We start from the raw sequence: 15,764 nt of genomic DNA on the forward strand, positions 1-15,764 counted from the left end.
CGGTGCTCACGAAACGCGCTCGTCCAGGTGGTGGGGTTCGTCCTCGCAGACCGCGCTGCGGGCACCGGCGACGTGGATCTGGCCGCCGACGCGGACGACCTCCACGCGCGCCCGGTACAGCTCGGACAGCGTCTCGGAGGTCATCACGACCTCCGGCGGGCCGATCCGGAACCGGCCGTCGACCAGGTACAGCACGCGGTCCACGTACGGCAGGATCGGGTTGATCTCGTGGGTCACGAACAGCACCGCGGTACCGGCTTCGCGGCGGCGGGCGTCGATCAGCTCGCTCACCGCGCGCTGGTGCGCGAGGTCCAGCGACAGCAGCGGCTCGTCGCACAGCAGCACGTCCGGCTCGCCGACCAGCGCCTGCGCCACGCGCAGCCGCTGCTGCTCACCGCCGGAGAGCTTGCCGACCGGCTGCTTCGCGTAGGACTGCGCGCCGACCGCCGCGACGGCGGCGGACACCCGCCGCCGTCGCTCGGCCAGTCCACGCAGCCCGGTGCCCCAGCGGTGCCCGTCGAGCCCCAGCCCGACGAGGTCGACCCCGCGCAGCGTCAGCGCCTCGGCCATCGCCCTCTGCTGCGGGACGTACCCGACCGGGTGATCGCTGTTGATGCGCACGCTGCCACGCGAGAGGTGCTGCAGACCGAGCAGCACCTTCAGCAGGCTGGTCTTGCCCGACCCGTTCGGCCCCAGCACGGCGACGAACTCGCCGGGCTCGACCGCGAGGTCCAGACCGGACCACAGCGTGCGCGAACCGAACGCGAGGGTCGCGCCGGAGATCTCGACAGCAGGGCTCAAGAGTTCAGTGCCTTCGCCAGGTCGTCGACTTCGCTGGTCATCCAGGCAATGTAGTCCGTCGTCCCGGCGGGCAGCGTCTCGGTCACGCCCACCACGGGGATGCCGGCGCGGGTCGCCTCGCCGACGACCTGCTCGGTGACCGGGGTGACCGTCTGCTCGTTGTTGATCAGGGCCTTGACCTGCTTGCCGGTGATCAGCGAGTTGAACTCGGCCAGCGCGGCCGGCGGCACGTCGGTCTCCTCCTCGATGGCCTCGGAGAACTCCGCCGGGGTGGCGTCGGTGACCTTGGCGGCCTCGATCAGGTAGTGCGCGACCGGCTCGGTGACCAGGACCTTGGTGTCCGGGTGGGCGGTGCCGATCTGCTCGGCCTTGGTGGTGAGCTGGTCGAGCTGGGACTTGAAGTTCGTGGCGTTGGTGGTGAAGGTCTGCGCGGCGTCCGGCTTGATCTGGCCGAGCTGCGCGGCGACCTGGTCGGCGACCTTGGCGACGGTGGCGAAGCTGTACCAGACGTGCTCGTTCTCGTCGCCGGTCGCGCCGATCTCGTAGGCGTTGAGCTTGCGGGCGTTCGCGGCCTGGTCGGCGAGCTTGCCGAAGAAGTCGTCGTAGCCGCCGCCGTTGGCCAGGGTCAGCTGCGCGTTCTGCGCGGCGATGGCGTCCTCGGGGGTGGTCTCGTAGGAGTGCGGGTCGGCGCTCGGGTCGTCGATGATCGAGGTGACCGCGACCTGGTCGCCGCCGACCGCGGACAGCACGCTGCCCCAGACGTTCGTCGAGGCGACCACGTTGATCTTGCCGCCGGAGCCGCCGGTGTCGTCGCTGCCAGTGTTACCCCCACCACAGGCGGTGAGGCCGAGGACGAGGGCCGTCGCGGCGGACGCGAGACCGATCAGGCGGGGGAAACTCATCGCGAGCACTCCTGAAGTACGAGGTGGGAAGCACCGACAGCGCTATTGGAAACGGTTTTCGGGTTCACCTTACCTGAACGGGTGACGATCTCACCGGCTCGGTTACCGCCGCTTGAACGTGACGTTGCGCAGTGGCGCACGCCGCACGGACGGCGTTCGACTTCACGACTCCGTTCTGAACCGTTACGGTTCCCTCATGGGGCGTCCTATGCGCATGAGGCGACAGGCGACGTTGGCGTCGCTCGCCGCGGAGCTCGGCGTGTCTCGGACCACCGTGTCCAACGCCTACAACCGCCCGGACCAGCTGTCACCCGAACTGCGCAAGCGCGTGCTGGAAACCGCCCGCCGCCTCGGATACCCCGGCCCCGACCCGGTGGCGCGGTCGCTGCGCACCCGCAAGGCCGGTGCCGTCGGCCTGCTGCTCACCGAGAACCTGTCCTACGCCTTCCGCGACCCGGCCGCGATCGGCGTGCTGGAGGGGCTCGCGCTGGCGTGCGAGGACGCCGGCGTCGGGCTGCACCTCGTGCCGGCCAGCCCCGGGCGCGACGACGTGGCCGCCGTGCACCGCGCCGGTGTGGACGGTTTCGTCGTGTACTCGGTGCCGGACGACGACCCGCACCTGGGCGCCGTGCTGGCCCGCCCGGTGCCGACGGTGATCATCGACCAGCCGCGCATCGAGGGCGTCGACCGGGTCGGCCCCGACGACACGACGGCCGTCACCGCGCTCGCCGAGCACATCATCCAGCTCGGGCACCGGCAGATCGGCGTGCTGTGCATGCGGCTGGCGCGCGACCGCAACGACGGGTTCGCCTACCTGGACCGGCAGCAGAGCGCGCACTTCCACGTGCAGCGCGCCCGGCTGGAGGCGCTGGCGAAGGCGTTCGCGAAGGTCGGTGTCGACTGGTCGGCCGTGCCGGTGGTGGAGCGGTTCGAGCACACCGTGGACGACGGCGCCGCCGCGGCCCGCCACCTGCTCGACGCGCATCCCCAGGTGACCGCCCTGATCTGCACCTCGGACATCCTCGCGCTCGGCGCGCTGGCCGAGGCGAACCGCCGCGGCCTGCGGGTGCCCGCGGACCTGACGGTGACCGGGTTCGACGGCATCGCGGAGGCGGAGCGCGCCGGCCTGACCACCGTGCACCAGCCGGTGCTGGAGAAGGGCCGCGCGGCGGGCAAGCTGCTGCTGTCCTCCGGGGACCACGTCAAGCCGCGGATCATCACGCTCAACACGCAGCTGCGGATCGGCACGACGTCCGCGCCGCCGCGCACGATGGAGCAGCACTGGTTCGGGCCGTGATCTCTCTCATTGCGGGGTCTTGATGAGTCCGGTGGAATGAAATCCGGACAATCTCCCGGGAGGCATTCTTGACCGCGATCGACACCCTGCTCCAGCGCAACCAGGACCACCCCGAGACCGTGGGCGACCGCTCCAACGCGCGGCCCGGTCTGAAGGTGGCGATCCTGACCTGCATGGACGCCCGCATCCGCGTCGGCGACGTGTTCGGGCTCGGCGAGGGCGAGGTGCACGTCCTGCGCAACGCCGGTGGCGTGGTCACCGACGACGTGATCCGCTCGCTCGCGCTGTCGCAGCGCAAGCTGGGCACCGAAGAGGTGCTGATCATGCAGCACACCGGCTGCGGCGTCTCGTCGGTCACCGAGGACGACTTCAAGGACGAGCTGGAGTCGGAGTGCGGGGTGCGGCCGACGTGGTCGGTCGAGGCGTTCCGCGACGTCGAGGACAGCGTGCGCCGGTCGGTGCGGCGCGTGAAGCGCAGCCCGTACCTGCCGCACGTGGACAAGGTGCGCGGGTTCGTCTACGACGTGACCACCGGCAAGATCTCCGAGGTGGAGTGACCCTTACGCTGGTTCGGTGCCCATCGACTCCGAACTGCTGATCGACTGGTTCGACTCGTGCGCCCGGGACCTGCCGTGGCGGCGGCCGGAGTGCACCGCGTGGGGTGTGCTGGTCAGCGAGATCATGCTGCAGCAGACGCCGGTCGCACGGGTCGAGCCGATCTGGCACGAGTGGCTGGCGCGGTGGCCGGTGCCGTCGGCGCTGGCGGCGGCGAGCCAGGGCGAGGTGCTGCGGGCGTGGGGCAAGCTCGGCTACCCGAGGCGGGCGCTGCGCCTGCACGCGGCGGCCACGGCGATCGCCACCGAGCACGGGGACGTGGTGCCGTCCGATGTGGACACACTGTTGTCGTTGCCCGGCATCGGGGCGTACACGGCGCGGGCGGTGGCGGCGTTCGCGTACGGCAAGCGGGCGCCGGTGGTGGACACGAACGTGCGGCGCGTGGTGGCGCGGGCGGTGCACGGCGCCGGTGGCGCGGGCCCGCCGTCGAACACCCGCGACATGGCCGACGTCGAGGTGCTGCTGCCGCGCGACGAGGCCCGAGCAGCGCGGTTCTCGGCGGCCCTGATGGAGCTGGGCGCGGTGGTGTGCACGGCCCGTTCGCCGCGCTGCGCGGACTGCCCGGTGTACGACGACTGCGCCTGGCAGAAGGCCGGCCGCCCGGCGTACCAGGGTCCCGCCAAGGCGACGCAGAAGTACGCCGGGACGGACCGCCACGTGCGCGGCCTGCTGCTGGACGTCCTGCGGGGCACGCCGGAGCCGGTGTGGAAGGCGAGCCTGGACGTGGTCTGGCCGGACACCGGCCAGCGGGACCGCTGCCTGGATTCGCTGCTGGTGGACGGTTTGGTGGAGCAGACGGCGGACGGCCGGTTCGCGCTCCCGGGCGAACATCGGTAGCTCAGCGGCGGTTGTCGATCTTCAGACCGCCCGTGGTGACCGCGCGGATGTGGTCACTGGCGAGCAGGGCGTGCGGGTAGCCGGGGTCGATCGCGCTGACCTCGTCGAGCCGGGCCAGCTGGGCGGGGCTGAAGGCGACCGCCAGGGCGCCGAGGTTGTCCTCCAGCTGGGCGGTGGTGCGAGCGCCGATGATCGGCGCCGTGATACCCGGGGTCCGCAGGGTCCAGGCGAGCGCGACCTGGGCGGGAGTGCACCCCAGCTCCGCGGCGACCTCCTGCACGACGTCGGCGATGGCGAGGTTGCGCTCGGTGACCAGGCCCAGATCGGCGTTGAAGCTCCGGCGGGTGCTCTCCCCGGCACCGTCGTCGCGGCGGTACTTGCCGGTCAGCACCCCACCCGCCAGCGGCGAGTACGGAATCACGCCCAAGCCCAGCTCACGTGCCATCGGGATCAAGTCGCGTTCCCCGGTGCGCTGCGCCAGGTTGTACTCGATCTGCAGCGCGACGAGCGGCGACCAGCCACGCAGGTCGGCGATCGCCTGCATGCGCGACACCTGCCACGCCGGGACGTTGGACATCGCCACGTGCAGGACCTTGCCCTGCCGGACCAGATCGTCCATGGCGCGCAGGATCTCCTCCACCGGAGTCGTGTCGTCCCACACGTGCAGGTAGAGCAGATCGAGGTAGTCCGTGTTCAGCCGTCGCAGACTGGCCGCCACCGACGTGAACATGCTCTTCCGGTGCGGGCCGCCGGAGTTCGGGTCGCCGGGACGGCGCAGCGTCGTGTACTTCGTCGCCAGCACGAGGCTTTCCCGGTTGCCCCGGGTGAATTCCCCCAGCAGGCGTTCGGAGCTGCCGTCGGTGTAGGTGTTGGCGGTGTCGATGAAGTTGCCACCGCGCTCGACGTAGGTGTCGAACAACTTGCGCGCGTCGTCCGGCTCCGCGCCCCAGCCCCACTCCGTGCCGAAGGTCGCGGTGCCCAGCGCCAGCGGCGAGACCCGCAGGCCGGAGCGGCCCAGCAGGCGGTAGGTGTCGAGGGTGAGCGGCATCGTGTCCTCCAGTGCTCGTGATCCGTTGCCGTGGACGAGTCTGTGGGCACGGCGGGCCGGGGGTAAGGGAACCGGTTTCCTGGGAACACCGGTCCTACCCGGGCTGTTGGACCGTCCGTGATCACTCGCGCCGTGGACCCCGCGCAGGAGCTGGCCGCGTTCCTGCGCAGCCGTCGCGAACGGCTGGAGCCGCGCGATTTCGGCCTGCCGCCGGGGCGGCGGGCCCGGCGGACCCCGGGGTTGCGCCGGGAAGAGGTCGCCGAGCTGGCGGGGATCAGCGTCGACTACATCGTGCGGCTGGAGCAGGCCCGTGGGCTGCGGCCATCGGCGGAGGTCGTGGACGCGCTGGCCCAGGCTCTGCGCCTGGCCCCCGACGAGCGCGCCTACCTGTTCGACCTGACCCGGCAGCGCCCCCGCGACACCGGCGAACCCGCCTCCGCCGCCGCGCCGCAGCTGGCCCGGCTGGTCGAGGACCTCGCCCCGCTGCCCGCGATGCTGATGAACCACCGCTACGACATCCTGGCCTGGAACGGCCTGATGGCGAAGCTCCTCCTCGATTTCGACACCCTTCCGCCGTCGCAGCGCAACGCGATGTGGTTGTGCCTGCTGCACCCGAAGACCCGTGAGCTCTACGTCGACCGCGAACGCGTCGTGCGGGAGGGGATCGCGCACCTGCGTGCCGCCTGGGCGGCGCATCCGGACGACCAGGCGTTGACGGACCTGATCACCGAATGCGTGAGGCGCGACGCGGACTTCGCACGGTGGTGGGCCGAACGGGACGTCAAGGTCGACGGCCGCGGCCAGAAGGTGGTGCGGCACCCCGAAGCCGGGGACATCGCCCTGCAGTTCGAAACGCTCACGCCACTTCGCGACGCGGCGCAGCTGCTGGTGATCTACCGTCCCGCGGACGACGAGAGCCGGGCGGCGCTGGAGCGCTTGTCCGCGCGGTGACGCGCGCCTACCGCCCCAGCACCTCGGACAGGAACGCCTCCACCGCGCCCCGGTAGATCTCCGGCTGCGAGTCGTGCACGACGTGTCCGGCTCCGGGGACCACCAGGTGCCGCCCCTGCTGGGCCCGCCGCGCCGTTTCCGCCTGCTGCCCGGCCGGCATCAACGTGTGCTCGGCCTCCACCACCAGCATGGGGCACTTCACGCCGTCCACGAGCGACCAGTACTCCCGCCGCCCCCACTCCGCGGCGATCTCGTACAGATCGTCCAGCTCGGCGATCAGGTGGTAGCCGTCGGCGCGTTCCTCCACGCATTCGGTGAAGTACTCGCCCGTCTCGCCGAAGAAGTCCCGCACGTGCGCGAGCGACTGGAACGGCACCGGCCACGACTCGAAGTACCCGCGCCACGTCTCGACCGTCTTGCCGCGCTGGTCCGGCGCCATGTCCTCGACCACCACGGCGTGCACCAGTTCCGGCTCGGCGGCGGCCAGCGCCCACGCGTGCAGGCCGCCCATGGAGTGCCCGATCACCACGGCCGGTCCGCCCAGCGACCGCACCACCTCTGCGGCGTCGGCGACGAACTGTTCGGTCGTCCACGGCCCGCCGCGCGGCCCGCGCCCGTGCCCGCGGGCGTCCAGGCCCACGACGTGCCCGTACCGGCGCAGCCACTGAGCCACCCGCCACCACGTGCGCGCCCGGCCCATCAGCCCGTGCAGCAACACGATCGGACGGCCCTCGCCACCGAAGTCCACGACGCTCACGGCGCCCATTGAATCAGCTGCCGAGCAGCGACCTGGTCAGCGAGTTCCGCGAATCCTGCATGGCCCGCAACGCCGTCGCGAGCGCTTTGTCGCCCACCCGCACCCGCTCGCCGTCCACCCCGTTGCGCATCTCGTGCAGCACCGCGCGGCGCAGCAACTCCTTCACGAACGACGCGGTCACGCCCTCGGTCTCGGCGATCACCGGCTCCAGGTCCGCCACCAGGTCCACCCCGCGGCCGTACAGCTCGAACAGCTTGCGCCGCCCCTCGGCGTCCGGCCGCGGGATCTCCACCGCCAGGTCGACCCGCCCCGGCCGGTCCCGCAACGCCGCCTCCAGCGCCGCCGGCCGGTTGGTCGTCAGCACGAACGTGACGTCCGCGTCCGCGCCGATCCCGTCCATCGCGTCCAGCAGGCTGAACAGCAGCACGCCGCCACCGCCCGGCATGGTGCGGTCCTCGGCGACCAGGTCCACGTCCTCGACCACCAGGATCGACGGCTGCAACCGCCGGGCCAGCTCGGCCGCCTTGCCGAGGAACCGCATGCCCGCGCCGGTCAGGATGATCACCGTGCTGCCGGACAGGCGGCTCAGCAGGTAGCGCACGGTGTGCGTCTTGCCGGTGCCAGGCGGCCCGTGCAGCAGCAGCCCCCGCTTGAGGTGCTGGCCCGCGGCGCGCAGCCGGTCGGCGTGCTCGGCGATGCCGACGATGTGCTCCTCGATCGAGGGCAGCACCCCCTCGGGCAGCACGACCTGCTCGGCGGTCAGGCTCGGGCGGGGCAGGAACGTCAGCAGCTCGTTGCCCCGGTACTCGCTGCTGCCGAAGGCGAGCACCTGGCCGCGCAGCACGTCGTGCTCACGGGCGAGCTGTTCGATCCGGTCGCGGACCGCCCCGGCCGCCGCGCGGTCACCGGCCAGCACCTCGACCTTGGACAGCGCGGACGGCCCGTGCTGCGGGTTCGGCCCGCGTAGCGCGACGACCACCGGCCCGCCGTCCGGGGCCGTCGTCAGGACCAGCCCGAACTGGACGACCTCCGCGGTCTCCTCCGGTCCGATCGCGACGGTCGCCATGTCGACCGCGCCCAGCTCGAACGCGCCGTGCCGCCGCGCGGACGACAGCATCCCGGTCAGTTCCTCGTGCAGCCGGTTCGCGCCGGTCACGCCGAACCACTCCGGCTCACCGCCGCGTTCGGCGAGGTAGGCCTCGACGCCGCGGTGCACGTTCACGTGCTCCCACGGCGAGAAGTCCTGGCCGACCAGCACGATCTGCCGGAACCCGACGCCGAGGTGCCCGGTGATCCGGCCGATGAGCTCCTCGGCCGGGTTGTCCTCCTCGACCACCAGCGCGGCCGTCTGGACGAGTTTCCGCAGGTCCCCGGCGAGCCCCCGGGCCAGCTTGCGATCTTCCCCTGTGATCCCCATTACGTCCCAGCATAGCCACGTGGGCTGGGTAGGCTGAGGCCATGGCAGTCGTGAAGATCAATGCGATCGAGGTCCCCGAGGGCGCGGGCCCCGAACTGGAGAAGCGGTTCGCGAACCGGGCCCACTCGGTCGACGGGCAGCCCGGGTTCCTCGGCTTCGAGCTGCTGCGCCCGGTCGCCGGCGAGAACCGCTACTTCGTCTACACGAAGTGGGAGTCCGAGGAGGCCTACCAGGCCTGGGCGAGCGGCCCGGCCAAGGAGGCGCACGCCGGCCAGAGCTCACGGCCGGTGGCCAGCGGGGCGAACCTGCTGGAGTTCGAGGTCGTCCCGCTCGACTGATGTCCGGCGACGGCCTTGCCGAGGCCGCCGAGATGCTCGCCGGCGCGTCCGCGCTCCTCGTGTGCGCGGGCGCCGGCATGGGCGTCGACTCCGGCCTCCCGGACTTCCGCGGCGACGAGGGGTTCTGGCGGGCCTATCCGCCGTACGCGCGGCTCGGGCTGAGCTTCGCCGAGATCGCCGACCCGCGTCACTTCGCCGAGGACCCCGAGCTGGCCTGGGGTTTCTACGGCCACCGGCTCGACCTGTACCGCCGGACCGAACCGCACGCCGGGTTCGGGTTGCTGCTGCGGCACGGCTCCCGGCTGCCCGGCGGCGTCGCGGTGTTCACGTCCAATGTGGACGGCCAGTTCCAGCGCGCCGGGTTCGGCCTGGTCGCCGAGGCGCACGGCTCGATCCACCACCTGCAGTGCACCGTTCCGTGCGGCCCGGACATCTGGCCCGCGGAGTTCTCCCCCGGCGTCGACGAATCCACCATGCGCGCCCGCCCGCCGCTGCCGTCCTGCCCGAACTGCGGTGGCCTGGCCCGGCCGAACATCCTGATGTTCGGCGACTTCGACTGGGTGTCCGCCCGCACGGACGCCCAGATGCGCGCGCTCGACGAGTGGCGGCGCGCGAACCGGGGCGCGGTCGTCGTCGAGCTGGGCGCCGGGCGCGCGGTGCCCACCGTGCGCCGCTACGCCGAGCTGGCCTCCGCCGTGACCGGCGCGCTGATCCGCATCAACCCGCGCGAACCCGAGGTCCGGCACGGGCGCGGGGTGTCGCTCCCCTATCCCGCGCTGACCGCGCTGACCGCGTTGCTCGGCGGCTGACAGCCGTTCGTCAGCGGCCGGTCAGTGGCGCCCGGCACGGTGACGGCATGACCAACACCAAGATCCTCATCTCCGGCGCCAGCATCGCCGGGCCCGCCCTCGCGCACTGGCTCACGCGCTACGGCTACACCGTGACCGTCGTGGAGCGGGCGCCCGCCCCACGGCCCGGCGGGCAGGCGGTCGACGTGCGCGGTCCGGCGCTGGACGTCGCCGAGCGCATGGGCATCCTGGACACCCTGCGCGCCCACGGCACCGGCATGCGTGGGATGTCGGTGGTGGACGCCGACGGCACCGAGATCTACCGCACCGAGGACCGCACGGTCAGCGGCGGCGACCTGGACAGCCCGGACGTCGAAATCCTGCGCGACGACCTCGCGCGGATCATCACCGAAGCCACGAGCGGCGAGGTCGAGTACCTGTTCGGCGACTCGATCGCCGCCCTGGAGCAGGACGCCGACGAGGTCCGCGTGGTGTTCGAGTCCGGCCTGGAGCGCACGTTCGACCTGGTGGTCGGCGCGGACGGCCTGCACTCGAACACCCGTCGCCTGGTCTTCGGTCCGACCGAGCGGTTCATCCGGGACCTGGGCATCAGCATGGCCGTGTGCACGGTGCCGAACTTCCTCGGCCTGGACCACTGGCAGGTCATGCACCAGATGCCGGGCGGCGGGATGCGCGGCGCGATGGTGATGAGCGCGCGGGGCAACACCGAGGCGCGGGCGTACCTGATGTTCGACACCCCGGAGCCGGTCGACTACGACCGCCGGGACGTCGAGGGCCAGAAGGAGATCGTGGCTCGTGCGCTGGCCGGGGACAGCTGGGAGATGCCGCGGCTGGTGGAGTACGCGCGGGCCGCCGCGGACTTCCACCTCGACTCCGCGGCGCAGATCCACCTGGACTCGTGGTCGCGCGGCCGGGTCGTCCTGCTCGGCGACGCGGGTTACTGCGGTTCGCCGATGTCCGGTCAGGGCAGCAGCATGGCGCTGATCGGGGCGTACGTGCTGGCCGGCGAGCTGGCCGCGGCCGGCGGCGACCACCGGGCGGCGTTCGCGGCGTATGAGAAGGAGCTGCGGGACTACACCCGGGCGAACCAGGAGATGGCGGTCGTCAACCTGCGGGAGCGGCGGGCCCAGGCGGGTCAGGCCGAGGACGCGAGCGCGGCGGCCGAGATCCTGGTCGAAACCGGGGTGGACGAGTTCACGCAGGTCGTGGCGTCGTACTCGGTCAAGGACTACTGACCGGACCACTCGATCCGGTGAACATGAGGGTTCCACGCGTCCCGTGGGGCCCGTCGGCCCCTCTAACCAGACGGCTGCGGCCGCACGGGCGCCACCGTGCTCCTCGCAGTCGTCCGGCATACCGGATCCGGCCGTCACGCCCCCCGAACGGCCGGATCCGGTACGCGCCGCTACTGCGTCAGGACGCGCTCGGTCAGGTCACGGGCGGCCGCCACCAGATCGTCGGTGAGGGCCCCGGTCAGCTCCTCCGACGGCTTGCCCTCCGCGTCGAGCACGGTCCCGCTCGGCAGGGACGGATCGGTCGCCGCGCACACGATCGACCGAGCGGCCTCCGCGACCGGGCGCCGCACCGCCTCCTGGATCTGCGCCCACTGCGGGCGCAGGGCAGGCGGCAGGATCTCCGGGGTCATCTCGGCGGCGTTCGGCGTCGCCGCCGGGCCCGGGTCGGCCGCGCGGACCGAGATCCCACTGCCGCGCAGCCGCTGCGCCAGTTCCCGGTTGTAGGCCAGGTGCGCGAGCTTCGCCCGCCCGGACACCGCCATGCCGTAGTACTCGCTGGGCTCGACCTCCGCGTATGACGGGGTCCCGGCGAGCAGCGCGGCCTGGATCGACGACGAGGTCACGTCGACGATCCGGCTGGGGGCGCCGGCTCGGAGTGAGTCCAGCAGCGCTTCGGTCAGCACCAGCGGCGAGAGGTGGTTCACCGCGAAGCTGGCTTCGAGGCCGTCGGCCGTCTCCCAGCGCTTCGACCACATACCGCCCACGTTGTTCACCAGCAGCTGCCACGGTCCCGCCGCGGCGAGCAACTCACCGAGCGCGCGCACCTCCGCCAGCACCGAGAGGTCGGCCTGGACGAACCGGCCGCCGATGGTCCGCGCCGCCGCCTCGCCGTGTTCCGGGTCCCGTCCGATGATCGTCACGTCGTGGTCCCGCCGCGCGAGTTGCCGCGCCACCTCGAAGCCGAGTCCCCGGGTGCCCGCCGTCACGATTGCCTTCTGTGTCATGCCGTTCAGCTCAGCCGACTGGCGGGAATCCGTCCAAAGCCCCGCGAACATGGGTCCATGCCGGGCCGGCATGGCAGCCTGTCGGAGTGGATCTGAAGCACCTGCGGTATTTCCTCGCCGTCGCCACCGAGGGCACCTTCACCGCGGCCGCGCAGCGTCTCGGCATGACGCAGCCGGCGCTGTCGCGCGCGATCCGGGCCCTCGAAGACGGGGTCGGGACCGCGCTGTTCGCCCGCGGGCACCGGGGCGCGGAGCTGACCGCCGCCGGGCGGATGCTCGCCGAGGACGCCCGCGGTATCGACGAGTACGCCCGCGCGGCGATCGCCCGGGTGGCGCGGTTCGGGCAGGACGGACCGCGGCTGCGGGTGACCGCGCGGGCCTGTGACGTGGCCACGCTCCAGGGACTCGTCGACTCCTACAACGAGCAGTACGAACCGCACGCCGTCGCGACCGTGGCCGACTGGCAGGTCCAGGCGGACGAGCTGCGCACCGGGGCGGCCGACGTGGGTTTGCTGCGCGTCCCGTTCGAGAGCCGGGGCCTGGACAGCGATCCGGTGCGGATCGACGAGCGGGTCGCCCTGCTGCCGCGGTCGCACCCGCTCGCCGGCCGGGAGTCGGTCGACCGGGCCGAACTGGCGGGCGAGGCGTTCCCGCGGTGGGTCGGCATGCCAGCCGCGGAGACGGCGTACTGGACCGGCACCGACCGGGTCGCGTACGAGTGGCGGCCCGGCCCGTTGGTGCGCAACGGCGCCGAGTACGCGAGCGCGGTCCGGCTCGGTCAGGCGGTCGGGTTCGTGCCCCGGACGCTGCTGCCGGAGCTGCCGCTCACGGGCATCAGCGTGGTGCCGGTCAGCGGGTTGTCACCCAGCGAGCTGCACGTCGTGTGGGCGGCCACCGCGACGTCCCCGGACGTGGCGCGGTTCGTCCGGCACGCGCAGCTCACGGGAGTGTGATCGACGCGAACACGGCCTTGTGGTCGGAGTTCGGCATCGGGAACACGCGGTAGGCGGTGACCGCGGCCCGCTGGTCGACCAGCACGTGGTCGATCGTGACCGGCGGTGGGAACAGTTTCGACGGCCAGGTCGACGTGAAGCCCTCACCCATCGCGTCGCCCGCGTCCGTGTAGCCCGTCGCGATCAGGTCCCGCAGCGTCCCGTGGTCGAGCGTGGCGTTGAAATCGCCCGCGAGGATGCGCACCGGGCCGTCCGGATCGGGGTGCGGCAGTCCCGCGATCTCCGACTTCCACGCCCCCGCGTCGGCGACCGGCGCCGTCGGGTGCACCGCCACGACCTCGACCGACACCCCGCCGCCGAGGTCCACGCGCGCGCTCGGCTGCGCGAAGATCGACGGCCCGGCCAGCGACAACTGCGTGACCGGATACCGGGACAACAACCCTGACCCGGCACCGCGCCGCGCCGGCTCCAGCACCCGGTACGGCAGCAGCTCGAACAGCCCGGCCGCCTCCAGCGCCGTCACCCCCTGTGGCGTCAGCTCCAGCAGGTTCAGCACGTCGACCTGGTTCTCCCGCACCAGCCGCACGAGGGTTTGCGGATCGGCCTCGCCGTAGTACATGTTCGACGACATCACGTGCAGCGTCCGCCCGTGCACCTGCGGCTGGGCCGAGGAAAACGCGCGCGGCACCACCACGCCGCCCAGCCCCAGGGCGAGCACCAGCACGACCCCGCCGATCCACCAGTGCCGGAGCGCGAGGGTGAGCGCCGCGAGCACCAGGCCGCACACGATCCAGTACGGCGTCAGCGCGATCAGCGACGCGGTCAGCCGCCCGCCGTCGACGCCGAACAGGCGCATCACCGCGAACACCACGAAGACCGCGGCGAGGACGGCGAAGAACACCATGCGCCCAGTCTTCCTGTCACGCCTCGGCGGCGGCTGACAGCCGGCTGTGCGCGCGCTGTCAGGTTCCCCCGGAAGAGTCGGTTCCGACACAGGAGGAGGATGTCATGACCTTGGCGATCCAGGCTGAGGGCCTGGTGAAACGGTTCGGGAACACCACCGCGCTGAACGGGGTCGACCTGGAGGTGCCGACCGGCAAGGTGGTCGGCGTGCTCGGCCCGAACGGGGCAGGCAAGACCACCACGGTGCGGATCCTGGCGACGCTGCTGCGGCCGGACGCCGGTCATGCGACCGTCGGCGGCTACGACGTCGTGCGCGACGCGGTGCGGGTGCGCGGGTTGATCGGCCTGACCGGGCAGTACGCGTCGGTGGACGAGGACCTGTCCGGCACCGAGAACCTGGTGCTGCTGGGCCGGTTGCTCGGGCTCGGCCGGGCCGATGCGAAGGCGCGCGCGGCGGAGTTGCTGGAGCAGTTCGAGCTGACCGACGCCGCCGCCCGCGCGGCGAAAACGTACTCGGGCGGTATGCGGCGGCGGCTGGACCTGGCCGCGAGCCTGGTCGGCCGCCCGAAGCTGCTCTACCTCGACGAGCCGACCACCGGGCTGGACCCGCACGCGCGCAACGAGGTGTGGCAGGTGGTGCGGCGGCTCGTCGACGACGGCGCGACCGTGCTGCTGACCACGCAGTACCTGGACGAGGCCGACCAGCTCGCGGACACGATCACGGTGATCGACCACGGGCGGGTGGTCGCGGAGGGCCGCCCGGACGAGCTGAAGCGCCGCGTGGGCGGGCAGACCGTGCAGGTGCGGCCGAGCTCGCGGAGCGATTTCGACGCCGTGGCGAGGATCCTGACCGATCTGACCGGGTTCGAACCGGCGCGCGACACCGATGTCGGCTTGCTGACCGCACCGGTGGGCGATCCGGTCCTGATGTCCACTTTGGTCCGCAAACTGGACGAAGCCGGCATCACCGCCGACGAACTCGCGCTGCGCCTGCCCAGCCTCGACGAGGTCTTCCTGGCGCTGACCGGGAAGCCCGCCGAAGAACCGGCCCGTGAAGGGAGCCTGGTGTGACCACGCTCGACCTGCCCCGGCGCATCAGCCCGGGCAAAGCCCTGCAGGACGGGTTCACCCTGGCCTGGCGGGGCGTGCTGAAGATCCGCAAGAACCCGGAGCAGCTCGCCGACGTGACGCTGCAACCGATCCTGTTCCTGCTCATGTTCGGCTACCTGTTCGGCGGCGCGATCGCCGGCAGCACGAGCGCCTACCTGCAGATCCTGGTGCCCGGCCTGATGGTGCAGAACACGGTGTTCGCGAGCATGGCGACCGGGACGTCGCTCAACACCGACGTCACCAAGGGCGTGTTCGACCGGTTCCGCGCCATGCCGATCGCCCGGTCCGCGCCGCTGATCGGCGCGGTGGTGTCGGACGTCGTGCGGTACGCGGTGGCGCTCGCGGTGCTGCTGGTCGCCGGCACGATCATGGGATACCGGCTGCACACCGATCCGGGTTCGCTGGTGGTGGCCGTCGCGTTGCTGCTGCTGGCCGGGTTGTGCTTCTGCTGGATCGCGGTGTTCGTCGGGATGCTGATGCGCAGCCCGGGGGCCGTGCAGGGCGTGATGGTCGCGATCATGATGCCGATCACCTTCGGCAGCAACGTGTTCGTCCCGTCCGACACCATGCCCGGCTGGCTGCGCGCGTGGTCGGACATCAGCCCGGTGAGCCTGCTGACCGAAACGATGCGCAGCCTGCTGAACGGCGGCCCGGTCACCGGTCCGCTGCTGGGCGCGCTGGCCTGGATGGCGGGGATCGTCGCGGTGTTCTTCCCGCTGGCGATGCGCGCCTACCGCCGCCGGGTCGTCTGATCCGCACGGGTCTCCGCCGACGGGCGCCGGCGGAG

17 protein-coding genes are annotated in these 15,764 nt (G+C 72.1%); 10 read left to right on the forward strand and 7 right to left on the reverse strand.

Annotated elements, in window-relative coordinates; all coding sequences use genetic code 11:
* Positions 1–6: 6 nt before the first annotated feature.
* Positions 7–801 carry a metal ABC transporter ATP-binding protein gene (locus L1857_RS34730; RefSeq protein ID WP_094005654.1) on the reverse strand — a complete coding sequence of 265 codons (795 nt, stop codon included), beginning with the start codon at positions 799–801 and terminating at the stop codon, positions 7–9.
* Positions 798–1,703 (reverse strand): metal ABC transporter solute-binding protein, Zn/Mn family, encoded by a 906-nt coding sequence (locus L1857_RS34735; protein WP_116110229.1) that lies wholly within the window; start codon positions 1,701–1,703, stop codon positions 798–800. The genes L1857_RS34730 and L1857_RS34735 overlap by 4 nt, the downstream gene beginning before the upstream one ends.
* A 196-nt stretch (positions 1,704–1,899) precedes the next feature.
* Between L1857_RS34735 and L1857_RS34740 the strand changes: the two genes are divergently transcribed.
* From L1857_RS34740 to L1857_RS34750, 3 genes are all read left to right on the forward strand, one after another.
* The gene (locus L1857_RS34740) at positions 1,900–3,000 is read left to right on the forward strand and encodes a LacI family DNA-binding transcriptional regulator (RefSeq protein ID WP_094005652.1); all 1,101 of its coding nucleotides are present in this window, start codon (positions 1,900–1,902) and stop codon (positions 2,998–3,000) included.
* Positions 3,001–3,068: 68 nt separating this feature from the next.
* The gene (locus L1857_RS34745; RefSeq protein WP_094005651.1) at positions 3,069–3,557 is read left to right on the forward strand and encodes a beta-class carbonic anhydrase; all 489 of its coding nucleotides are present in this window, start codon (positions 3,069–3,071) and stop codon (positions 3,555–3,557) included.
* 16 nt (positions 3,558–3,573) lie between these two features.
* Positions 3,574–4,452: an HhH-GPD family protein gene (locus L1857_RS34750; protein WP_116110227.1), complete on the forward strand. Its 879-nt coding sequence runs from the start codon at positions 3,574–3,576 to the stop codon at positions 4,450–4,452.
* A 1-nt stretch (position 4,453) separates the two neighbouring features.
* On the opposite strand, the gene L1857_RS34755 is transcribed toward L1857_RS34750, so the two are convergent.
* Positions 4,454–5,500, reverse strand: coding sequence for an aldo/keto reductase (locus L1857_RS34755; RefSeq protein WP_116110226.1), 1,047 nt, complete (start codon positions 5,498–5,500; stop codon positions 4,454–4,456).
* 117 nt (positions 5,501–5,617) lie between these two features.
* Between L1857_RS34755 and L1857_RS34760 the strand changes: the two genes are divergently transcribed.
* Positions 5,618–6,451: a helix-turn-helix transcriptional regulator gene (locus L1857_RS34760; protein ID WP_116110225.1), complete on the forward strand. Its 834-nt coding sequence runs from the start codon at positions 5,618–5,620 to the stop codon at positions 6,449–6,451.
* A gap of 7 nt (positions 6,452–6,458) precedes the next feature.
* Here the strand turns inward: L1857_RS34760 and L1857_RS34765 are convergent, their stop codons facing one another.
* The gene (locus L1857_RS34765) at positions 6,459–7,217 is read right to left on the reverse strand and encodes an alpha/beta fold hydrolase (protein WP_116110224.1); all 759 of its coding nucleotides are present in this window, start codon (positions 7,215–7,217) and stop codon (positions 6,459–6,461) included.
* A 4-nt stretch (positions 7,218–7,221) separates the two neighbouring features.
* Positions 7,222–8,625, reverse strand: a complete 1,404-nt coding sequence (locus tag L1857_RS34770) for an AAA family ATPase (RefSeq protein ID WP_249467311.1) — start codon at positions 8,623–8,625, stop codon at positions 7,222–7,224.
* 41 nt (positions 8,626–8,666) lie between these two features.
* Here L1857_RS34770 and L1857_RS34775 point away from each other — a divergent pair, with 41 nt between their 5' ends.
* From L1857_RS34775 to L1857_RS34785, 3 genes are read left to right on the forward strand one after another with little or no spacing between them, the layout of a single operon-like run.
* Positions 8,667–8,963, forward strand: a complete 297-nt coding sequence (locus L1857_RS34775) for an antibiotic biosynthesis monooxygenase family protein (RefSeq protein ID WP_020417072.1) — start codon at positions 8,667–8,669, stop codon at positions 8,961–8,963.
* Positions 8,963–9,772 carry an SIR2 family NAD-dependent protein deacylase gene (locus L1857_RS34780; RefSeq protein ID WP_094005646.1) on the forward strand — a complete coding sequence of 270 codons (810 nt, stop codon included), beginning with the start codon at positions 8,963–8,965 and terminating at the stop codon, positions 9,770–9,772. Before L1857_RS34775 ends, L1857_RS34780 begins: the two co-directional genes overlap by 1 nt.
* A 47-nt stretch (positions 9,773–9,819) precedes the next feature.
* On the forward strand, positions 9,820–11,007 hold the full coding sequence (locus L1857_RS34785) for an FAD-dependent monooxygenase (protein WP_116110222.1): 1,188 nt from the start codon (positions 9,820–9,822) through the stop codon (positions 11,005–11,007).
* A gap of 170 nt (positions 11,008–11,177) precedes the next feature.
* On the opposite strand, the gene L1857_RS34790 is transcribed toward L1857_RS34785, so the two are convergent.
* Entirely contained in the window at positions 11,178–12,011 is an 834-nt protein-coding gene (locus L1857_RS34790) for an SDR family NAD(P)-dependent oxidoreductase (protein WP_116110221.1), read from the reverse strand.
* A gap of 86 nt (positions 12,012–12,097) precedes the next feature.
* On the opposite strand from L1857_RS34790, the gene L1857_RS34795 reads away from it, so the two are divergent.
* The gene (locus L1857_RS34795; protein WP_094005643.1) at positions 12,098–12,964 is read left to right on the forward strand and encodes a LysR family transcriptional regulator; all 867 of its coding nucleotides are present in this window, start codon (positions 12,098–12,100) and stop codon (positions 12,962–12,964) included.
* Here L1857_RS34795 and L1857_RS34800 read toward each other — a convergent pair.
* The gene (locus tag L1857_RS34800; RefSeq protein ID WP_249467313.1) at positions 12,951–13,868 is read right to left on the reverse strand and encodes an endonuclease/exonuclease/phosphatase family protein; all 918 of its coding nucleotides are present in this window, start codon (positions 13,866–13,868) and stop codon (positions 12,951–12,953) included. The two genes, L1857_RS34795 and L1857_RS34800, sit on opposite strands and share 14 nt — an antisense overlap.
* Positions 13,869–13,972: 104 nt before the next feature.
* Here L1857_RS34800 and L1857_RS34805 point away from each other — a divergent pair, with 104 nt between their 5' ends.
* Positions 13,973–14,938 carry an ATP-binding cassette domain-containing protein gene (locus L1857_RS34805; protein ID WP_249467315.1) on the forward strand — a complete coding sequence of 322 codons (966 nt, stop codon included), beginning with the start codon at positions 13,973–13,975 and terminating at the stop codon, positions 14,936–14,938.
* Positions 14,935–15,729, forward strand: coding sequence for an ABC transporter permease (locus L1857_RS34810; protein WP_094005640.1), 795 nt, complete (start codon positions 14,935–14,937; stop codon positions 15,727–15,729). The genes L1857_RS34805 and L1857_RS34810 overlap by 4 nt, the downstream gene beginning before the upstream one ends.
* The last annotated feature ends 35 nt before the right edge of the window (positions 15,730–15,764 follow it).

The organism is Amycolatopsis thermalba, from assembly GCF_023376025.1.
Taxonomy (GTDB): Bacteria; Actinomycetota; Actinomycetes; order Mycobacteriales; family Pseudonocardiaceae; genus Amycolatopsis_E; species Amycolatopsis_E thermalba.